Source organism: Pseudomonas sp. FG98, from assembly GCF_057808595.1.
On the sequence record NZ_JBMDIJ010000010.1, the window covers coordinates 1 to 18,640 of the forward strand.

The 18,640-nt window shown below is 64.9% G+C and carries 16 protein-coding genes; 9 read left to right on the top strand and 7 right to left on the bottom strand.

Annotation, left to right across the window (positions count from 1 at the left end; all coding sequences use genetic code 11):
• Nucleotides 1-207 precede the first annotated feature (207 nt).
• The gene (locus tag ACODSK_RS09565) at nt 208-1,155 is read right to left on the bottom strand and encodes a GlxA family transcriptional regulator (RefSeq protein ID WP_489015629.1); all 948 of its coding nucleotides are present in this window, start codon (nt 1,153-1,155) and stop codon (nt 208-210) included.
• Between the two features lie 170 nt (nt 1,156-1,325).
• Here ACODSK_RS09565 and choX point away from each other — a divergent pair, with 170 nt between their 5' ends.
• The 5 genes from choX to ACODSK_RS09590 all read left to right on the top strand — a co-directional run bounded on the left by choX (nt 1,326) and on the right by ACODSK_RS09590 (nt 5,415).
• Nucleotides 1,326-2,267, top strand: a complete 942-nt coding sequence (gene choX, locus ACODSK_RS09570; RefSeq protein WP_489015630.1) for a choline ABC transporter substrate-binding protein — start codon at nt 1,326-1,328, stop codon at nt 2,265-2,267.
• A gap of 203 nt (nt 2,268-2,470) precedes the next feature.
• Nucleotides 2,471-3,355 (top strand): 3-dehydrocarnitine:acetyl-CoA trimethylamine transferase CdhC, encoded by an 885-nt coding sequence (gene cdhC / locus ACODSK_RS09575; protein ID WP_489015632.1) that lies wholly within the window; start codon nt 2,471-2,473, stop codon nt 3,353-3,355.
• Nucleotides 3,356-3,370: 15 nt separating this feature from the next.
• Complete coding sequence (locus ACODSK_RS09580; RefSeq protein ID WP_489015633.1) at nt 3,371-4,336, top strand: L-carnitine dehydrogenase; 966 nt, start codon at nt 3,371-3,373, stop codon at nt 4,334-4,336.
• 10 nt (nt 4,337-4,346) lie between these two features.
• Complete coding sequence (locus tag ACODSK_RS09585; protein WP_489015634.1) at nt 4,347-4,817, top strand: thioesterase family protein; 471 nt, start codon at nt 4,347-4,349, stop codon at nt 4,815-4,817.
• Nucleotides 4,818-5,154: 337 nt separating this feature from the next.
• Entirely contained in the window at nt 5,155-5,415 is a 261-nt protein-coding gene (locus ACODSK_RS09590) for a hypothetical protein (RefSeq protein ID WP_489015635.1), read from the top strand.
• Between the two features lie 116 nt (nt 5,416-5,531).
• On the opposite strand, the gene gbdR is transcribed toward ACODSK_RS09590, so the two are convergent.
• Nucleotides 5,532-6,635 (bottom strand): choline metabolism transcriptional regulator GbdR, encoded by a 1,104-nt coding sequence (gene gbdR, locus ACODSK_RS09595; RefSeq protein ID WP_489015637.1) that lies wholly within the window; start codon nt 6,633-6,635, stop codon nt 5,532-5,534.
• A 400-nt stretch (nt 6,636-7,035) separates the two neighbouring features.
• Nucleotides 7,036-8,412: an L-serine ammonia-lyase gene (locus tag ACODSK_RS09600; protein ID WP_489015638.1), complete on the bottom strand. Its 1,377-nt coding sequence runs from the start codon at nt 8,410-8,412 to the stop codon at nt 7,036-7,038.
• Between the two features lie 446 nt (nt 8,413-8,858).
• Here ACODSK_RS09600 and ACODSK_RS09605 point away from each other — a divergent pair, with 446 nt between their 5' ends.
• The 4 genes from ACODSK_RS09605 to ACODSK_RS09620 all read left to right on the top strand — a co-directional run bounded on the left by ACODSK_RS09605 (nt 8,859) and on the right by ACODSK_RS09620 (nt 13,609).
• A complete protein-coding gene (locus ACODSK_RS09605; RefSeq protein WP_489015640.1) occupies nt 8,859-9,806 on the top strand; it encodes a choline ABC transporter substrate-binding protein in 948 nt (315 codons plus the stop codon).
• A 66-nt stretch (nt 9,807-9,872) separates the two neighbouring features.
• Complete coding sequence (gene choW / locus ACODSK_RS09610) at nt 9,873-10,721, top strand: choline ABC transporter permease subunit (RefSeq protein ID WP_489015801.1); 849 nt, start codon at nt 9,873-9,875, stop codon at nt 10,719-10,721.
• Entirely contained in the window at nt 10,718-11,893 is a 1,176-nt protein-coding gene (choV, locus tag ACODSK_RS09615) for a choline ABC transporter ATP-binding protein (RefSeq protein WP_489015642.1), read from the top strand. The genes choW and choV overlap by 4 nt, the downstream gene beginning before the upstream one ends.
• Nucleotides 11,894-12,049: 156 nt before the next feature.
• The gene (locus ACODSK_RS09620) at nt 12,050-13,609 is read left to right on the top strand and encodes a diguanylate cyclase (protein WP_489015643.1); all 1,560 of its coding nucleotides are present in this window, start codon (nt 12,050-12,052) and stop codon (nt 13,607-13,609) included.
• Here ACODSK_RS09620 and ACODSK_RS09625 read toward each other — a convergent pair.
• From ACODSK_RS09625 to ACODSK_RS09640, 4 genes are all read right to left on the bottom strand, one after another.
• Nucleotides 13,606-14,688, bottom strand: coding sequence for a M14 family metallopeptidase (locus ACODSK_RS09625; protein ID WP_489015644.1), 1,083 nt, complete (start codon nt 14,686-14,688; stop codon nt 13,606-13,608). The two genes, ACODSK_RS09620 and ACODSK_RS09625, sit on opposite strands and share 4 nt — an antisense overlap.
• A gap of 96 nt (nt 14,689-14,784) precedes the next feature.
• Nucleotides 14,785-16,062, bottom strand: a complete 1,278-nt coding sequence (locus ACODSK_RS09630) for an MFS transporter (RefSeq protein WP_489015645.1) — start codon at nt 16,060-16,062, stop codon at nt 14,785-14,787.
• Nucleotides 16,063-16,140: 78 nt separating this feature from the next.
• Nucleotides 16,141-17,061, bottom strand: a complete 921-nt coding sequence (locus tag ACODSK_RS09635; RefSeq protein WP_489015647.1) for a LysR substrate-binding domain-containing protein — start codon at nt 17,059-17,061, stop codon at nt 16,141-16,143.
• 201 nt (nt 17,062-17,262) lie between these two features.
• Nucleotides 17,263-18,624 carry a DUF1329 domain-containing protein gene (locus ACODSK_RS09640; protein WP_489015649.1) on the bottom strand — a complete coding sequence of 454 codons (1,362 nt, stop codon included), beginning with the start codon at nt 18,622-18,624 and terminating at the stop codon, nt 17,263-17,265.
• Between the last annotated feature and the right edge of the window lie 16 nt (nt 18,625-18,640).

Below are 18,640 nucleotides of genomic sequence, written 5' to 3' on the forward strand. Positions count from 1 at the left end.
TGCTGATCTGTGTTGTTCTTGCCGGCCTCATCGCTGGCAAGGCCAGCTCCCACAGAGACCGCGTCAAGCACAGGTGTAGTGTCTGGACCGGAACCCTGTGGGAGTCGGCGTTGCCGACGATGGGGCCAGCAGTCACACCATCAATCTGCTTGCCTGCTACCACAGGGTCCTTGCCGCTCTCGGAATCGTTCTCGTCGCGAAGGGCCCCTAACCAGTCCCAAGCGCCCGCCTATCCTCCCGCGGACAACACTGAAACCGCGCCCGATAACTCCGAGTGAAATACGACGGCGAATCAAAGCCGCAGGCAATGCTCACTTCCAGCACGCTCATCCCGGTCTGGCGCAGCAACTGCCGCGCCTTGTCCAGGCGCAGACGCAGATAGAAACCGCTCGGGGTGTCGTTCAGGTACAGGCGAAACAGGCGCTCCAGCTGGCGCCGACTGACCTGGATCGATTCGGCCAGTTCCAGGGTATTAAGCGGCGCTTCGGTGTTGCGCTCCATGGCGCCGATCACCTGCACCAGCTTGCTGTTGCTGATGCCGTAGCGCGAGGCTATCTGCATGCGCTGGTGGTCCTGGCGCGGGCGGATGCGGCCGAGCACGAACTGCTCCGAGACCTGGATCGCCAGCTCGGCACCATGGGCCTGGCCGATCAGGTCGAGCATCAGGTCGATGGACGCAGTGCCGCCCGCCGAGGTGATACGCCGACGGTCCACTTCGAACAGCTCCTGGGTCGCCTCCAGACGCGGGTAGCGCTCCTTGAAGGCTTCCAGCGCCTCCCAGTGCAAGGTGACCCGGTGGCCGTCGAGCAGGCCCGCCTCGGCGAGGATCAGGGTGCCGGTGTCGATACCGCCGAGCACCACGCCTTCGTGATCCAGCTTGCGCAGCCAGTGCGTCAGCGCCGGGCCGTAATGCTGCAACGGCTCAAAGCCGGCCACCACCAGCAGCGTCGCGCCCTTGCCCAGCGGCTCCAGCGGGCCGTCGGCGTTGACCGACATGCCATTGCTTGCCAGCACCGCCCCGCCATCCAGGCTCAGCACCCGCCAGCGGTACAGCCCGGGGCGAAAGCGATTGGCCACCCGCAGCGGTTCCAGCGCCGAAATGAAGCCCAGGGCGGAGAAACCGGGTAACAGCAGAAAGTGGAATTCCTGAAGCATGCGGGCGACTCGCTGGCCGGGAAACATCGGTTAATACTCCCCAGGTCGCCACTGTGCAAGTGCCGGTCGCCACAGTGCGATTTCACCGGGCCGTCCCCGCGTAATTTGTGCTTCACGGCTCGCAGAAGCCGCCCCCCATAACAATTAGAACTGCCGTTGGAGGAGCCACCATGCAATCGATCAGTCGTTCGCTCTTGATGCTCGTCGGTACCGCAATCCTCAGCAGCAACGTGATGGCCGCCGAGCCAGCCGTGTGCAAGAACGTCCGCCTGGGCGTCGTCAACTGGACCGACGTGATGGCCACCAGCGCCATGACCCAGGTGCTGCTCGACGGCCTCGGCTACCAGACCAAACAGACCAGTGCCTCGCAGCAGATCATCTTCGCCGGCATCCGTGACCAGCGCCTGGACATGTTCCTCGGCTACTGGAACCCGATCATGACCCAGACCATCACTCCCTTCGTCGACGCCGGCCAGGTCAAGGTGCTCGACGCGCCCAGCCTGAACGACGCCCGCGCCACCCTCGCCGTGCCCAAGTACCTGGCCGACAAGGGCCTGACCTCCTTCGCCGACATCCACAAATTCGAGAAGGAGCTGGGCGGCAAGATCTACGGCATCGAGCCGGGCTCCGGCGCCAACACCCAGATCAAGGCGATGATCAGCAAGAACCAGTTCGGCCTCGGCAAGTTCCAGTTGGTGGAGTCCAGCGAGGCCGGCATGCTCGCCGCCGTCGACCGCGCCGTACGGCGCAAGGAAGCGGTGGTGTTCTTCGGCTGGGCGCCGCACCCGATGAACGTCAACGTCGACATGCAATACCTCAGCGGCAGCGAAGGCGCCCTCGGCCCGGACGAAGGCCGCGCCACGGTGTGGACGGTGACCGCGCCGGACTACGCCCAGCGCTGCCCGAACGTCAGCCGGCTGCTGACCAACCTGACCTTCAGCGCCGAGGATGAGAGCCGGATGATGCAGCCGCTGCTGGATCACAAGGACGCGCTGGAATCGGCGCGGCAGTGGCTCAAGGACCATCCCCAGGACAAGGCGCGCTGGCTTGAAGGGGTGACTACCTTCGATGGCCAGCCGGCTGCCGACAATCTCAAGCTCACCGCTAACTGACAGACCGCTATCGCCGGCAACGCCGGCTCCCACAGGTACTGCATGCAGCGCAGACCTTGTGTGAGACCTGGCCCCCACAGGAATTGCATGCACCGCAAACCTTGTGGGAGCCGGCATTGCCGGCGATGAGGCCCTCCCAAACACCACAAGACCTCGATGCCAATCACGGCAACGAAGCCCAGACACGCCTGAAGGAAACCGCAATGAACCACGACGTCATCATCACCTGCGCCCTCACCGGCGCCGGCGACACCGCCAGCAAGAGCCACTTCGTCCCGGTCACCCCGAAACAGATCGCCGAGGCCGCCGTGGAAGCGGCCAAGGCCGGGGCCACCGTGGTCCACTGCCATGTCCGCGATCCCGAGACCGGCCGCTTCAGCCGCGACGTCAACCTGTACCGCGAGGTGATGGAGCGCATCCGCGAGTCCGACGTGGACATCATCGTCAACCTCACCGCCGGCATGGGCGGCGACCTGGAGATCGGTCCCGGCGAGATGCCCATGGAATTCGGCGCCGGCACCGACCTGGTCGGCCCGCTGGAGCGCCTGGCCCACGTCGAGGCACTGCTGCCGGAAATCTGCACCCTGGATTGCGGCACCCTCAACTTCGGCGACGGCAACAGCATCTACGTGTCCACCCCGACCCAACTGCGGGCGGGCGCCAAGCGCATCACCGAACTGGGGGTGAAAGCCGAGCTGGAGATCTTCGACACCGGCCACCTGTGGTTCGCCAAGCAAATGATGAAAGAGGGCCTGCTCGACGACCCGCTGTTCCAGCTGTGCCTGGGCATCCCGTGGGGCGCCCCGGCGGATACCGCGACCATGAAGGCCATGGTCGACAACCTGCCGCCGAACGTGACCTGGGCCGGCTTCGGCATCGGTCGCATGCAGATGCCGATGGCGGCCCAGGCGGTGCTGCTCGGCGGCAACGTGCGGGTCGGCCTGGAAGACAACCTGTGGCTGGAAAAAGGCGTGCTGGCAAGCAACGGCCAGTTGGTCGAACGCGCCGCCGAAATCCTTCACCGCCTGGGCGCCAGGGTGCTCAGCCCCGCCGAAGGCCGCGCCAAAATGAACCTGACCCGTCGCTGATCCCTGGAGCATTTCATGAGCTTTATCACTGATATCAAGACCTTCGCCGCCCTCGGCAGCGGTGTGATCGGCAGCGGCTGGGTCGCCCGCGCCCTGGCCAACGGCCTCGACGTGGTCGCCTGGGACCCGGCCCCCGGCGCCGAGGAAGCGCTGCGCAAGCGCATCGCCAACGCCTGGCCGGCCCTGGAGAAACAGGGCCTGAAACCCGGCGCAGCTCAATCGCGCCTGCGCTTCGTGGCGACCATCGAGGAATGCGTGCGCGACGCCGATTTCATCCAGGAAAGCGCGCCAGAGCGGCTGGAACTGAAGCTCGACCTGCACGGCAAGATCAGCGCGGCGGCCAAGCCCAACGCGCTGATCGCCTCCAGCACCTCGGGCCTGCTGCCGAGCGAATTCTACGAGTCGTCCAGCCACCCCGAGCGCTGCATCGTCGGCCACCCGTTCAACCCGGTGTACCTGCTGCCGCTGGTGGAAATCGTCGGCGGCAAGAACACCGCGCCAGAGGCCATCGAGGCGGCAAAACAGGTCTACAGCGCCCTCGGCATGCAGCCGCTGCACGTGCGCAAGGAAGTCCCCGGCTTCATCGCCGACCGCCTGCTCGAAGCGCTGTGGCGCGAGGCGCTGCACCTGGTCAACGACGGCGTGGCCACCACCGGCGAGATCGACGACGCGATCCGCTTTGGCGCCGGCCTGCGCTGGTCGTTCATGGGCACCTTCCTGACCTACACCCTGGCTGGAGGCGACGCGGGCATGCGTCACTTCATGGCCCAGTTCGGCCCGGCGCTGCAGTTGCCCTGGACCTACCTCCCAGCACCCGAGCTGACCGATGAGCTGATCGACGCGGTGGTCGACGGCACCAGCGAGCAACGCGGCGAACGCAGCATCGCCTCGCTGGAGCGCTATCGTGATGACTGCCTGCTGGCAGTGCTCGACGCGGTGAAAACCACCAAGGCCCGCCATGGCCTGAACTTCAGCGACTAAGGAGACCGCGATGCCTGCGCTGACCACCTACCGCACCCCGGTGCTGCCGGACTGGGTCGACTACAACGGGCATCTGCGCGATGCCTTCTACCTGCTGATCTTCAGCTATGCCACCGATGCGTTCATGGAGCGCATCGGCCTGGACGGCGCCAACCGCGAGGCCAGCGGGCATTCGCTGTTCACCCTGGAGTGCCACCTGAATTACCTGCATGAAGTGAAGCTGGACACGCAGGTGTGGGTGAATACCCAGGTGATCGGTTTTGATCGCAAGCGCCTGCACCTGTATCACAGCCTGCACCGCGAGGACTTCGACGAGGCGCTGGCGGCCAGTGAGCAGATGCTCCTGCATGTGGATCTGGCGGGGCCGAAATCGGCGCCGTTCACGCCGCAGGTAGCCGAGCGGTTGCAGGAGATTGTCGCGAAGCAGGCGGATCTGCCGGCGGCGGAGTTTGTCGGGCGGGTGATCGGATTACCGAAGTAGGTGTTCTTGAGGGCCTCATCGCTGGCAAGCCAGCTCCCACAGGTTGCGTGTGGGAGCTGGCTTGCCAGCGATTGGGCCCTATCAGACAAAAAAATTGCCCCGGCAAGCCGTGACGCAGCCGGGGCAAAGAGCGAGCAACCTACCTGTGCCAGAGGGGGTGACCAAACCGCCCTTGATCTGTACATGAGCCCAGTTTGCACACTCCCGCGTCACTCGATTTTGCCGAAAACGACCTGTTCATAGGTAAAGCGGCCATCGCGACAAACTGTCCTTGCCCCCTCTGCCGGGCGCTTCCAGAATCGACCCACGACTTCTAAATGCCACAAGGACAACAGCCATGATGCATGCGGATTTGATCGATCAGGAAGACCTCGTGGGCCACCTGCGGGCCCTGGGTTTCCAGACCCCTTCCGGCGTCAGTGCCGAGCAGGCGTGCGAGCACGCGGTGCGCGGCCTGGATGCGCCACAGGCGAAAGCGCTGAAAGGGATGGTGGAGCAGATGTACACCGGTAGCGCAACCATTCTGCCGGCGGTGCGGCAGGCCATCGAGCAGCAGTTGTTGCCTGCACTGGCCGAGTTCAAGGCCACTCATCAGTAGAAACCCAAAAGGCCTCATCGCTGGCAAGCCAGCTCCCACAGGGTCGTGGTGCACACAAAACCTGTGGGAGCTGGCTTGCCAGCGATGAGGCCCTCAAATGCACTACAAGGCTGCGATCACAACCTCACACTGGCAAAGGTCGACTCATTGCGCGCCTGGCTCAACGCGGCCATCGGCCCGGCCATCGGCGACAGCACCAGCGCCTGCGGAATCGGCATCATCGCCACCTGCTGCGCGGTATTCGAACCCACACGCTCGTCACGCGGCGGAATGCCGAAGTATTCGCGGTAGCACTTGGAGAAGTGCGGCGTGGAGACGAAGCCGCACACCGAGGCCACTTCGATGATCGACATCGGCGTCTGCTTGAGCAGTTGCCGGGCGCGGATCAGGCGCAGCTTCAGGTAGTAGCGCGACGGCGAACAGTGCAGGTACTTCTGGAACAGCCGCTCCAGCTGCCGACGCGACACCGACACGTACACCGCCAACTCGTCCAGGTCGATTGGCTCCTCCAGGTTGGCTTCCATCAGCGCGACGATTTCCTGCAGCTTCGGCTGGTTGGTGCCGAGCATGTGCTTGAGCGGCACGCGCTGGTGGTCCTGCTCGTTGCGGATGCGCTCGTAGACGAACATTTCCGAGATCGCCGCCGACAGCTCGCGGCCGTGATCGCGGCTGATCAGGTGCAGCATCATGTCCAGCGGCGCGGTGCCGCCGGAGCTGGTGAAACGGTTGCGGTCGAGGGTGAACAGACGGGTGCTCATGCTCACCCGCGGGAAGGCTTCCTGCATCGCCGCCAGGCATTCCCAGTGGACGCTGCAATCGAAGCCGTCGAGCAGCCCGGCGCAAGCCAGCGCCCAGCTGCCAGTGCACACCGCGCCAAGACGGCGCGACTGGCGGGCCTGGCTCTGCAGCCAGGTCACGTGTTCCCGGGTGACGGTGCGCTGGATGCCGATGCCGCCGCAGACGATCACGGTGTCCATCGCTGGCGCCTTGTGCATCGCCGCGTCAGGGGTGATCTGCAAGCCGTCGCTGGCCCACACCTGACCACCGTCCACGCTGAGGGTGTGCCAGCGGTACAGCTCGCGGCCGGACAGCTGGTTGGCCATGCGCAGCGGCTCGACCGCAGACGCCAGCGAGATGAGGGTGAAGTTGTCCAGCAGCAGGAAGCCGATGGATTGGGGTGTGCGGGTCTGGGATTGGGTCCCGGAGTTGTACGACGTCATCGCGATCTCTCCTCACACAAAGCAGGTTGCGCCCCAGGCATTGGGCTCATTGTTGTTATGCACCCTGTCGACTCGATTGCAGGGCATGGCATTTCCTCTCGCAAATGCCGTGCCTGAAATTGAATGCGCATTCAATAAATCCTGAAAGCGACCTCGCGACATGTCTAAAAAGCGGCTTTTATTGACATGAAATCTGCGCGGAGAGGCGCGGCGCAAAGCATGTCCGAATGTTTCGTGAGCAGTTCGGTAGCACCCGGATACGGGATGCCCAGAAACGACACCCCGGAGTGTCACCGCAAGTAGTGTGGGAAATGGTGACAGAGGTCGAGAGAGGCGTCTGAGTCAGCGCGCCAAAAGGCAGCGCTGACTCGAAGGGATGGGCGAAAAAGGCGCAGCGAAATCAGCACTCGATGGCGCTGACGGCCAGGCCGCCGCGGGAGGTTTCCTTGTATTTGTCGTGCATGTCGGCGCCGGTATCGCGCATGGTGCGGATCACCCGGTCGAGGGAGATGAAGTGCTCGCCGTCACCACGCAGGGCCATCTGCGCCGCGTTGATGGCCTTGACCGCAGCGATCGCGTTGCGCTCGATGCATGGCACCTGGACCAGCCCGCCCACCGGGTCGCAGGTCAGGCCGAGGTTGTGTTCCAGGCCGATCTCGGCGGCGTTTTCCAATTGCTCCGGAGTGGCGCCAAGCACCTCCGCCAACCCTGCCGCAGCCATGGCGCAGGCCGAGCCGACCTCGCCCTGACAGCCCACCTCGGCGCCGGAGATCGATGCGTTCTTCTTGCACAGGATCCCCACCGCCGCCGCACCGAGGAAGAAGTCGACCACGCAGGCTTCGCTGACCTTGTCGCTGAAGCGCATGTAGTAGTGCAGCACCGCCGGGATGATCCCCGCCGCGCCGTTGGTGGGCGCGGTAACCATGCGTCCGCCGGCGGCATTTTCTTCGTTGACTGCCAGGGCGTAGAGGTTGACCCACTCCATGGCGCTCAGGGTCGAGCCGATCACGTTGGGCTTGCCCAGCTCCTGCAAGCTGCGGTGCAGCTTGGCCGCGCGGCGCTTCACATTGAGGCCGCCGGGCAGGATGCCTTCGTATTTCAGGCCGTTGTCCACGCAGTCCTGCATGGCCCGCCAGAGCTTCATCAAACCGGCACGGATTTCCGCCTCGCTGCGCCAGGTCTTCTCGTTTTCCATCATCAATTGCGACACGCGCATGTCGTTTTGCTTGCAGCGTTCGAGCAGCTCCGCGGCGCTGTTGAAATCGTAGGGCAATACGGTGTTGTCGCTGTCCAGAACGCCGCTGGCGGCCTGCGCCGCATCGACCACGAAGCCGCCGCCGACCGAGTAGTAAGTGTCCTGGTGCAGCTCGCCTTCGGCGTGCTCGGCAACCAGGGTCATGGCGTTGGGATGGTAGGGCAGGTTCTCGTCCAGCAGGCGCATATCGCGCTTCCAGATGAACTCCACCGGCAGCCGACCATCGAGCTGCAAGGTGTCTGTTTCGCGCAGTTCAGCGATGCGCTGGCCGATGGTGGAAGGGTCGATCGCGTCGGGCCATTCGCCCATCAGGCCCATGATCACCGCGTTGTCGCTGCCGTGTCCGACACCGGTGGCGGACAGCGAGCCATACAGGCGCACTTCGATGCGCCGCACCCGCTCCAGCTCGCCGCGCTCACGCAGCCCCTGGACGAACAAAGCCGCGGCGCGCATGGGCCCGACGGTATGGGAACTGGACGGGCCGACACCGATCTTGAACAGGTCGAACACACTGATGGCCATGGCCACGAACCTCCTGATTGGGCAGGTGCGCGCCCCCCGGACACGGGAGCCACAGCTGCTACGCTGACTGGGCGGCGATCCGCCGATTCCGCGCATCATCAGGCTTTTGGCGGCACCCCTGACGTCTGCAACCGACTCACTCTTGTCCAGCAACGCCGCCCCCGGGCGGTGGTCGAAAAGCGCCGTTTTTCGCGTTCCCGGCCAGCTGAACGGGGGTTTCTCGGGGCCAATGAATCCATAAACGACCTCATCGGCACTGGATGCGACCCTGCCTGTACTGGTTACGACGCACCCTGTAGGCGTTTGTTTTTCCCTGGTGGATGATCGTTATCGACTCGATTGCACGGCACTCGTCCCGCTGTCGTCAGGCAGCAGGACCGACCGATGCACCTAATAAAGCACGGCGGTCCCCGGGACATCCGACAAAAACACCCAGGAGTCCATTCATGAAAGGTTCACCCTCGTTGTTGCTGGCCGCGCTACTGAGCATCCCCGCGCTGGCCCAGGCTGCAGAGCCCGAGCAATGTCATACGGTCAACTTCTCCGATGTCGGCTGGACCGACATCACCGTCACCACTGCGGTCACCAGTGCCGTCCTCGAATCCCTTGGCTACAAGACCCGCACCACCATGATCTCCGTACCGGTGACCTACAAGTCGCTGGCCGACGGCAAGAACATGGACGTGTTCCTCGGCAACTGGATGCCGACCATGGAAAACGACATCAAGCAGTACCGCGATGCCGGCACCGTGGAAACCGTCCGCGCCAACCTGGAAAACGCCAAGTACACCCTCGCCGTACCCCAGGCGCTGTATGACAAGGGCCTGAAGGACTTTGCCGACATCGCCAAGTTCAAGGGCGACCTGGACGGCAAGATCTACGGCATCGAGCCGGGCAACGACGGCAACCGCACCATCCAGAGCATGATCGACAAGAACGCCTTCGGCCTTAAGGACGCCGGCTTCAAGGTGGTCGAGTCGAGCGAGGCCGGCATGCTGTCGCAGGTCGACCGCGCGGTGAAACGCGACAAGGCGGTGGTCTTCCTCGGCTGGGAACCGCACCCGATGAACACCCGCTTCAAGATGAAATACCTCACCGGAGGCGACGACTACTTCGGTCCCGACTTCGGCAAGGCCACCGTCCTGACCAACACCCGCAAGGGCTATGTGCAGGAATGCAGCAACGTCGGCCAACTGCTGAAAAACCTGTCCTTCACCCTGGACATGGAAAGCACCCTGATGGGCAACGTGCTCGACGACAAGATGAAGCCCGACGCCGCGGCGAAAGCCTGGCTGAAGAAAAACCCGCAGGTGCTCGACACCTGGCTGGCCGGTGTTACCACCGTGGACGGCAAGCCCGGCCTGGAAGCCGCCAAGGCCAAACTCACGCAGTAAGCACGTCCCCGCGGCGGCCATGACCGCCGCGGGGTGTTTCCGATTCCTTGCAGGTGGACGCTCGCTATCATGCTGATCGATCAAAAAATACCCTTGGGCCAGCACATCGCGGCCTTCGTTGAATGGCTGACGCAACACGGGGCCAATTACTTCGATGCCTTCGCCGCGGCGCTGGAATGGATGATCCACGGCTTTACCGGGGCCCTGACCTGGTTCAACCCGTTCGTCCTCATCGGCCTGATCGCGGTGGGCGCACACCTGATCCAGCGCAAGTGGGCACTGACCGCGTTCTGCGTCGCCTCGTTCCTGCTGATCCTCAACCTGGGGTACTGGCAGGAAACCATGGAGACCCTGGCCCAGGTGATGTTCGCCACCCTGGTCTGCGTGGCCATCGGCGTACCGCTGGGCATCCTCGCCGCGCACAAGCCGATGTTCTACACCGCCATGCGCCCGGTCCTCGACCTGATGCAGACGGTCCCCACCTTCGTTTACCTGATCCCGACCCTGACCCTGTTCGGGCTGGGCGTGGTTCCCGGGCTGATTTCCACGGTGGTGTTCGCCATCGCCGCGCCGATCCGCCTGACCTACCTGGGCATCTGCGACGTGCCCCAGGAACTGCTCGACGCCGGCAAGGCCTTTGGCTGCTCGCGCCGGCAACTGCTGTCCCGTATCGAACTGCCCCATGCGATGCCGAGCATCGCGGCCGGTGTCACCCAGTGCATCATGCTGTCGTTGTCGATGGTGGTGATCGCCGCGCTGGTGGGTGCCGACGGCCTGGGCAAACCCGTGGTCAACGCACTGAACACCGCCGATATCGCCCTGGGCTTCGAAGCCGGGCTGGCGATCGTCCTGCTGGCAATCATGCTCGACCGTATCTGCAAACAACCCGATGTAAAGGTAAGGGGTGAGGCATGAGCATCATTCGCTTCGAAGACGTAGACGTCATCTTCTCCAATCGACCGCGTGAGGCCCTCAGCCTGCTTGACCAGGGCCTTTCGCGGGAGCAGATCCTGAAGAAAACCGGGCTGGTGGTCGGCGTGGAAAAGGCCAACCTGGATATCAACAAGGGTGAGATCTGCGTGCTGATGGGCCTGTCCGGCTCGGGCAAGTCGAGCCTGCTGCGCTGCATCAACGGCCTCAACACCGTGAGCCGCGGCAAGCTGTTCGTCGAGCACGAAGGCAGCCACATCGATATCGCCCACTGCACCCCGGCGGAACTGAAGATGATGCGCACCAAGCGCATCGCCATGGTGTTCCAGAAGTTCGCCCTGATGCCCTGGCTGACGGTGCGCGAGAACATCAGCTTCGGCCTGGAAATGCAGGGCCGGCCGGAAAAGGAACGGCGCAAGCTGGTGGACGAGAAACTTGAGCTGGTGGGCCTGACCCAGTGGCGCAACAAGAAGCCCGACGAGCTCTCCGGCGGCATGCAGCAGCGCGTCGGCCTGGCCCGTGCGCTGGCCATGGACGCCGATATCCTGCTGATGGACGAACCCTTCTCCGCCCTCGACCCGCTGATCCGCCAGGGCCTGCAGGACGAGTTGCTGGACCTGCAGAAGAAACTGAGCAAGACCATCGTTTTCGTCAGCCACGACCTCGACGAAGCGCTGAAGCTGGGCAGCCGCATCGCCATCATGAAGGACGGCAAGATCATCCAGTACAGCAAGCCGGAAGAGATCGTGCTCAACCCGGCGGACGACTACGTGCGCACCTTCGTCGCCCACACCAACCCGCTCAACGTGCTGTGCGGGCGCAGCCTGATGCGCAGCCTGGACAACTGCAAGCGGGTCAATGGCTCGGTGTGCATCGACCCGGGTGGCGACTCCTGGCTCGACCTCGCCGACGGCGTGATCAAGGGTGCGCGCCAGGGTGCCAATGGCCTGGATCTGCAAAACTGGGCGCCGGGGCAGGCGGTGGAAGACCTCGGGCGCAAGCCGACCCTGGTCAGCGCCAGCATCGGCATGCGCGATGCCTTGCAGATCCGTTACCAGACCGGCAACAAGCTGGTGCTGCAGGATGACAACAAGGTGGTCGGGATCCTTGGCGACAGCGAGCTGTATCACGCGTTGCGGGGCAAGAACCACGGTTGATCATTGGGGCCTCATCGCTGGCAAGCCAGCACCCACAGGTCCGGTGCATGCCATACCTGTGGGAGCTGGCTTGCCAGCGATGAGGCCCTGAAGCACAACACATAAAATCCCGCCTATCCTGAATCGCGTGCCCCCTCTCAGGACGACCCGCACGCGATGAAACTCCCCTCCTCCTGGCGCCTCGACCTGCGCAGCCTGATGCTGGCCTTCGCCCTGTTCTCGGCCCTGGCCACCCTGGCCAACAGCCTGGCGGTAGCCTATGGCGTGCAACGCGATGCGCTGATCCAGGCCACCCTCGAAGCCAACCACGCCTACGCGGCCAAGGTCGCCTCAAGCATCGAGGCCTTTCTCAAATCGGCCCACGCCCATCTCGGCTACAGCGCGCAACAACTGGCCAACGACTTCGGCGACCCCCACCTGCTGCACGCCGAGGCCGAGCGCCTGCAAGCCCAGGACGATGACTTCAACACCCTGGTGGTCACCGATGCCCAGGGCACCGTGCTGCACAGCCATCCGCACAGCCTGATGACGGTCGGCAGCAGCCTCGACTCCGAGGAGATGCAGCGCGCCGTGGCACAGCGCAGGCCGCTGGTCAGCCATGCCTACCACTCGTCCCAGGGACGCATGATGGTGTTCATTTCCCATCCGGTATTCGACCGCGACGGCCAATTTCTCGGGGTGATCGGCGGCGCGGTGTTCATCCGCCAGGACAGCGCGCTGAGCACGCTGATCTCCAGCCATTTCCACCACGACGGCACCTTCGCCTTCGTCGCCGACAAGCACCGCCGCCTGCTCCATCACCCGGATGACACGCGCATCGGCGAAGTGCTCGACACCAGCGCCACGGTCGACGCCGCCCTGCGCGGCGAGAACGGCAGCATGGCGGTGAACAACCAGCAGGGCATACCGATGCTGGCCGGCTACGCACCGGTGACCAATGCCGACTGGGCGGTGGTCGCGCAACAGCCGCGCAGCATCGCCCTGTCGACCCTCGGCCGGCTGATGCGCGACATGTTCCTCGACCTGCTGCCGGCCAGCATCGTCGGGCTGTTGCTGCTGTGGATCGGCGCCCGCTGGATCACCCGCCCACTGCAACAACTGGCGGACAACGCCACCCACCTGTCGCAGCCCGAGACCATCGATCAGTTGAGCCGGATCAAGGCCTGGTACAAGGAGCCTGCCGCCATCCGCCAGGCGCTGATCGCCAGCGTGCGGATGATCCAGCACAAGATCGGCCGACTCAGCGAAGAGGCGCAGAGCGACCCGATGACCGGCCTGGCCAACCGCCGCGCACTGGACGCCACCCTCGCCCGCTACGACCAGACCGGGCAGCCTTACGCCGCGCTGGCGCTGGATATCGACTTCTTCAAGCGGGTCAACGACAGCTTCGGGCACGACGCCGGCGACCTGGCCCTGAAGGAAGTGGCAGCGACCATCGCCCGCCATTCCCGCAGCGGCGACCTGGCCTGCCGTGCCGGCGGCGAGGAGTTCGTGCTGTTGCTGCCAGACACCGATGTGGCCAACGCCCAGGCCATTGCCGAGCGCATCCGCGCCAGCATTGAAGCGGCGGCCATCGATGGCGTCGGCCGCATCACCCTGTCCATCGGCATCGCCTGCCGTAGCCCGCAACTGGACAGCGCCACCCAGGTGCTCAAGCAGGCCGACGACAACCTCTACCGGGCCAAGCAGACAGGGCGCAACCGCGTGGTGGCCTAGGCCATCAGGCCGCGCAGGGCCTGCCCGGCCACCTCACGCCCCTGGCGCAGCACATCGTCCTTCCACTGCGGCTCATCGACGTAGAAGGCATCCCGCAACTGGCGCTTGATGCGCTTGCGCTGCGCCGCCCCGGCCTGAGGATTGTTGTGCAGCCACTGCTCGGCGCGCAGGGCGTCGAGCACCTGCTGGCCGGGCAAGGTGCCGTATTCCAGGGTCAGGCCGGTGAACTGCGCTGGGGAGCATTCTTCCAGGGCGCTGTAGACCATCAGCCCGGTCAGCGGCACCGATACCGACTCGCCGTCCTGCGACGAGCGCACCCCGTCGCCCCACCAGCGCCGGGCGCGGGTCAGCATCGGCGAGTCGCCAGGGCCGGAGTAGATGCGTTCGCCATGGCCTTTCGGACCGAGGCCGGTGTGGATATCCAGCCAGACCAGATGCTCGCAGGCGCTGCCATGGCGGCGCACTACTTCGCGCACCGTCTGGTTGCTCCAGGTCGGCGCCACGCCGGTGTAGAACAGCCCGTCGGGGTGGCTGAACTGGCCGCCGGAAATGGCTTTCTGAAGGCGCTTGCGCCCCTTGCGCAACAAGAACGAATAGAGCCGCAGCCGGTTGCCGAACGAGGTCGGCCAGCGCTTGGGGACCATGACCGGGTGCAGTTCGGCGTAGTCCGGGTTGTGCCCGCGTGGCTGGCTGAAATCGCGGAAGTTGCGGTTGAGGTCGACGTTTTCGTGGGTCCAGCGGCGCAACCAGGAAAACCCGTACGGGTTGACCGCATGCAGGTAGACCACCGCACAGCGTGCCTCCCGGGCCTGGCGCTGGAACTCGGCGTCGCGCAGCAGGGCGATCTGCACCGCCGACCCGCAAAACCCCTCCACCCCATGACAGCCACTGGTGATCAACAGAACATGCTCGGCATCGGCGGGACCGCTGCGGGCCACGTCCAGCGCCAGTTGTTCGCCTTCCGCGCCCGGCAGCGGATGCAAGTGCGATTCGACAGGCAAACCAAGCTCGGCACAGGCCTTGAGGAAGGTCTGCCGGGCTTGGGCGTAGGTCTGGGAGAAACAGGCAGCGGACGTCATGACGGCTCCAGTCATTTTTCGCGGGATGAGGGTGCCCGGCAGGCCAGCGCACAAGGCAGGCCCGCAGGGGAAGGTCAAAGGGGAAAAGGCCGCAGGTCAGCCTGGTTGCGGCACCGCTTGCGGGCGAGGCTCGAGCGCTTCCAGTTGCTCGCGGGTCCAGGCCGGGCGCACCAGCCACAGGCCCAGCAGGCTGGAGATCAGGATCGCCACGCCGATCAGCGCCAGCGACGCCTCGAAGCCATGGGCGATATCACCACCCTTGCTGGCGATCATCTGCCCCACCATCCAGGGCGCGAGCATGCCGGCGCTGGTCAGGCCGCCGATATGGATCGACAGCATCGAGCCGCGCCGGGCCTCGGGGGCGATGTAGGCGACGATGGTGTTGGCGAAGGTCGGCAGCAGGTTGATCAGCACCGCACCGACGGCGTACAGCGCCAGGGTCGCAGCGAGGTGGCCGTGGGCCTGGCTCATCAGCACGAAGGCCAGCCCGGCGACCAGGCAGCAGGCCAGCGGCAGCGCCACCATCGCCTGCTGCACCGAGGCGCCGCGCTTCAGGGCGCGCTGGGACAGGGCCGAGACCAGCAGGTTGCACAGGATCACCGCGAGGGTGACGCACATCACCGTGTAGCCGGCCTGCATCGGGGTCAGGCCGAGGCCCTTTTGCAGGTACACCGGTACCCAGCTGTAGACCAGGGCATTGGGCAGGTAGCCGACGAAGCCGACCAGGGTGATGCAGAGGAAGGTGCGGTTGAGCAGCAGGCGACGATAGCCAGGCAGCGGGCCGTCGGGAGCCGCGGCCGGCGCATCGCTGTGCGAACCCTCGCGACCGAACGCCAGCCACAGCAGCATCCACACCAGACCGAGTGCCGCCAGGGCCAGGTAGGCCATGCGCCAGCCGACCTGGGCGATCATGAACGGCAGGCTGACGGCGGCGAGAATGGCGCCGAGCATGATCGACACCTGGATCAGCGACGACGGCATTACCCGCTCGGTCGGGCCGAACCACTTGAAGCAGGCGTGCTGGGTCACCGCCGTGCCCGGCCCGGTGCCGGCACCGAGCAGCAGGCGGCTGGCAACCAGGGCCATGAAAGTGCTGCTGACGCTGACCAGCAGCTGCGAAACCATCCACACCAGCGACATGCCCACCAGGATCCAGCGGCTGGGGAACCGGTTGGCGAGAAAGCCCACGGCGACGCCGGAGAGCGAATACAGGAAGAAGAACGCACTGCCGATAAAGCCGAATTCGGCCGGGGTCAGTTTCAGCTCTTCGATGATCTGCGCGCCGGCGAAGGCGAAGATGCTTTTGTCCAGCACGCTGATGACCATCACGCTCATCAGCAGCACCAATACGAGGTTACGTCGGGAGAACGGCATGCAGGGGTTCCTCCAGTGGTCAGGCGGGCAGGATGCCGCAGGCACCGGGCGCTGAATAATGATCTATGGGCATGCTTATCAGGGTTGGTTATCGAGGGGCGAGCGCAGGGTGCTCGGGTGTTTGAAGGCGTAGAGGATGTCGTCGACCATGATCTGGGTTTCCCGGGTCATCAGCTCGGGCGGGCGGCACACCAGGGAGATATCGGTGCCCGGCACGTGTTCGGCGATCGACAGCATGTCGAGGTTGCCCGAGACCACCGGCAGGTCGAACACCCGCCGCGACCAGGAGCTCACCGCATCGGTGGTGGCCGCCAGTTCCGCGTAGAGCACCACCGAAGCGCAGACCAGGATGCGTTTGGGCGGGGTGATGCCGTATTCCTCGAACATGCGCCCGGCCAGGGAGCTTTCCAGGGCGTCGGGCAGCAGCCATTCGAGATCGAGCAGGTCACCGAGGGAGCGTGCCTTGGACAGCGGATGGCCCTTGCGCACCGCCAGGGTGGTGGGCTGGGCGTAGAGTTCATGCCATTCGAAGCCTTCGACGCTGCGCGACGGCGGGTGCGAGGTCAGGGCCAGGTCGAGCAGGCCCTCGCGCAATCCTTCGAGGAGCTTGGCCGGACGTAGCTCGTGGATCTGCAACTGCACCTTGGGGTAGCGCTTGCGGTAGCTGAGGATGCAGGCGGCGAACTGCTGACTGGGGGTGACCGGTGAAACACCGATGGTCACCTGGCCGTCCATGGTGCCCTTGAGGGTTTCGATTTCGTCGCGGGCGCGGCGCACTTCCTCCACCACCAGGCGGGCGCGGCGCACCAGGTGTTCGCCGTAGGAGGTCGCGGTGATGCCGCGATTGGAGCGCACCAGCAGCGGCACGCCGAGTTCCGACTCCAGTTCCTTGATGCTCTTGGACAGGGCCGGCTGGGAGATATGCAGCAGGCGCGAGGCCTCCTGGATGCTGCCGCTTTCGCAGATGGCGACGATGGCACGCAGTTGATGCAACTTCATGGGCATTCACCAGAAACGGGAAGGGGCGCACTAGAGCAAGGATCAGGGCGGAAAGCAAAGGCCCGGCTGTCGGGTGGTGGTGTTTGTGCTGGCCCCATCGCCGGCAACGCCGGCTCCCACAGAGACCGCGCCGAGCACAGATGCTATGGCTGGTCCAGAACCCTGTGGGAGCTGGCGTTGCCAGCGATGAGGCCATCAGCCTCAACGAATCCCGGTAGCCCTCAAGGCATTCGGGGTGAAGTCCTTGCTGCTGGCGTTCTGCGAGAAGTCGTAGCTGTCCTTCTTCTCTTCGTTGCGCAGGCCCGAGACGGTGTAGCGGCCACTGATCACGTCGTAGTGGGTTTCGGCGGTCAGCCAGGGGAACTGCTGGTCATAGAAGAACCGCGCATGCCCTTCCGAGACCCGCCACAGGTTGCCACGCCCGTCGTAGGCATCGGCCTCGGCGATCTGCCAGCTGTCCTCGTCGATGTACAGGTCGCGCTTGCTGTAGATATGCCGGCTGCCTTCCTTGAGGGTCGCCACCACGTGCCAGACCCGGTGCAGCTCGTAGCGGGTGTGCTCGGGGTTGAGGTGGCCCGGGCGAATGATGTCGTCGTACTTGAGCGTCGGCGAATCCAGGGCGTAGCTGTTGTAGGGGATGTAGATCTCCTTCTTGCCCACCAGTTGCCAGTCGTAGCGGTCCGGCGCGCCGTTGAACATGTCGAAGTCGTCGTAGGTGCGCATGCCTTCGGCGCCGGGGCTGTCGTAGCCCACTTGCGGCGCACGGCGCACGCGGCGCTGGCCGGCGTTGTACATCCAGGCCATGCGTGGCTCGGCGACCTGGTCGAGGGTTTCCAGCACCAGCATCACGCTGCCCGCCCGGCGCGGCGGCGAGAGGATCTCCTGGCGGAAGTAGAACAGGATGTTCTGCATCTTCTGCGCGTCGTAGTCCTTCAGGCCGAAGGGGAAGGCGAACTGCTCCTTCATCATGCTGACGGTGTAGGTGCCGTTGTCCTGCGGGTTCATCTGCGCGGTGTTGCGCAGGATCGACACGCCGCGGTAGCGGGTGATGTGGTTCCAGATCACTTCCAGGCCGCTCTGCGGGATCGGGAAGGGAATCGACATATTGAAGTCTTTGAGGCCGTTACCGCCCTCGGCGAGGGTGGTGCGGGTGGCGTTTTCCTTGACCGCGGCGAACACCTTGGGCGGCAGGGTGACGCTGCGGTGGGTGGTGTACACCGGGATGCGGTAGGTCTCGGGGAAGCGCTTGAACATCGCCAGCTGGCCGGGGGTCAGGCGCGCCTTGTACTGCTCGGCATTCTGCGCGGTGATGACGAACAGCGGCTTTTCAGCGGCGTACGGGTTGGGAATGAAACCACCGGCATCCACCGCGCCGGTGCTGGCCGGCAGGCCGCCGTTCCAGGCCGGGATGCTGCCGTCGGCATTGCCGGCTTTTTCGGCACCGATGGGGGTGAGGTCCTGGCCCAGGCGCGCAGCCTGCTGCTCGGACACCGCCGCCATCACCTGGCTGGCCAGCAGGCCGAGGACCAGGCCGCCAGCACGGATCAACGAATTGCGAATCATGTTCTACCTCCGGAAC

Coding starts and splice junctions, on each gene's coding strand:
- ACODSK_RS09605 (WP_489015640.1), top strand. CDS start 8,859: ATGAAAGGTTCACCCTCGTTGTTGCTGGCCGCGCTACTGAGCATCCCC.
- ACODSK_RS09585 (WP_489015634.1), top strand. CDS start 4,347: ATGCCTGCGCTGACCACCTACCGCACCCCGGTGCTGCCGGACTGGGTC.
- choX (WP_489015630.1), top strand. CDS start 1,326: ATGCAATCGATCAGTCGTTCGCTCTTGATGCTCGTCGGTACCGCAATC.
- ACODSK_RS09600 (WP_489015638.1), bottom strand. CDS start 8,412: ATGGCCATCAGTGTGTTCGACCTGTTCAAGATCGGTGTCGGCCCGTCC.
- ACODSK_RS09580 (WP_489015633.1), top strand. CDS start 3,371: ATGAGCTTTATCACTGATATCAAGACCTTCGCCGCCCTCGGCAGCGGT.
- ACODSK_RS09640 (WP_489015649.1), bottom strand. CDS start 18,624: ATGATTCGCAATTCGTTGATCCGTGCTGGCGGCCTGGTCCTCGGCCTG.
- cdhC (WP_489015632.1), top strand. CDS start 2,471: ATGAACCACGACGTCATCATCACCTGCGCCCTCACCGGCGCCGGCGAC.
- gbdR (WP_489015637.1), bottom strand. CDS start 6,635: ATGACGTCGTACAACTCCGGGACCCAATCCCAGACCCGCACACCCCAA.
- ACODSK_RS09635 (WP_489015647.1), bottom strand. CDS start 17,061: ATGAAGTTGCATCAACTGCGTGCCATCGTCGCCATCTGCGAAAGCGGC.
- ACODSK_RS09590 (WP_489015635.1), top strand. CDS start 5,155: ATGATGCATGCGGATTTGATCGATCAGGAAGACCTCGTGGGCCACCTG.
- choV (WP_489015642.1), top strand. CDS start 10,718: ATGAGCATCATTCGCTTCGAAGACGTAGACGTCATCTTCTCCAATCGA.
- ACODSK_RS09630 (WP_489015645.1), bottom strand. CDS start 16,062: ATGCCGTTCTCCCGACGTAACCTCGTATTGGTGCTGCTGATGAGCGTG.
- ACODSK_RS09620 (WP_489015643.1), top strand. CDS start 12,050: ATGAAACTCCCCTCCTCCTGGCGCCTCGACCTGCGCAGCCTGATGCTG.
- ACODSK_RS09565 (WP_489015629.1), bottom strand. CDS start 1,155: ATGCTTCAGGAATTCCACTTTCTGCTGTTACCCGGTTTCTCCGCCCTG.
- ACODSK_RS09625 (WP_489015644.1), bottom strand. CDS start 14,688: ATGACGTCCGCTGCCTGTTTCTCCCAGACCTACGCCCAAGCCCGGCAG.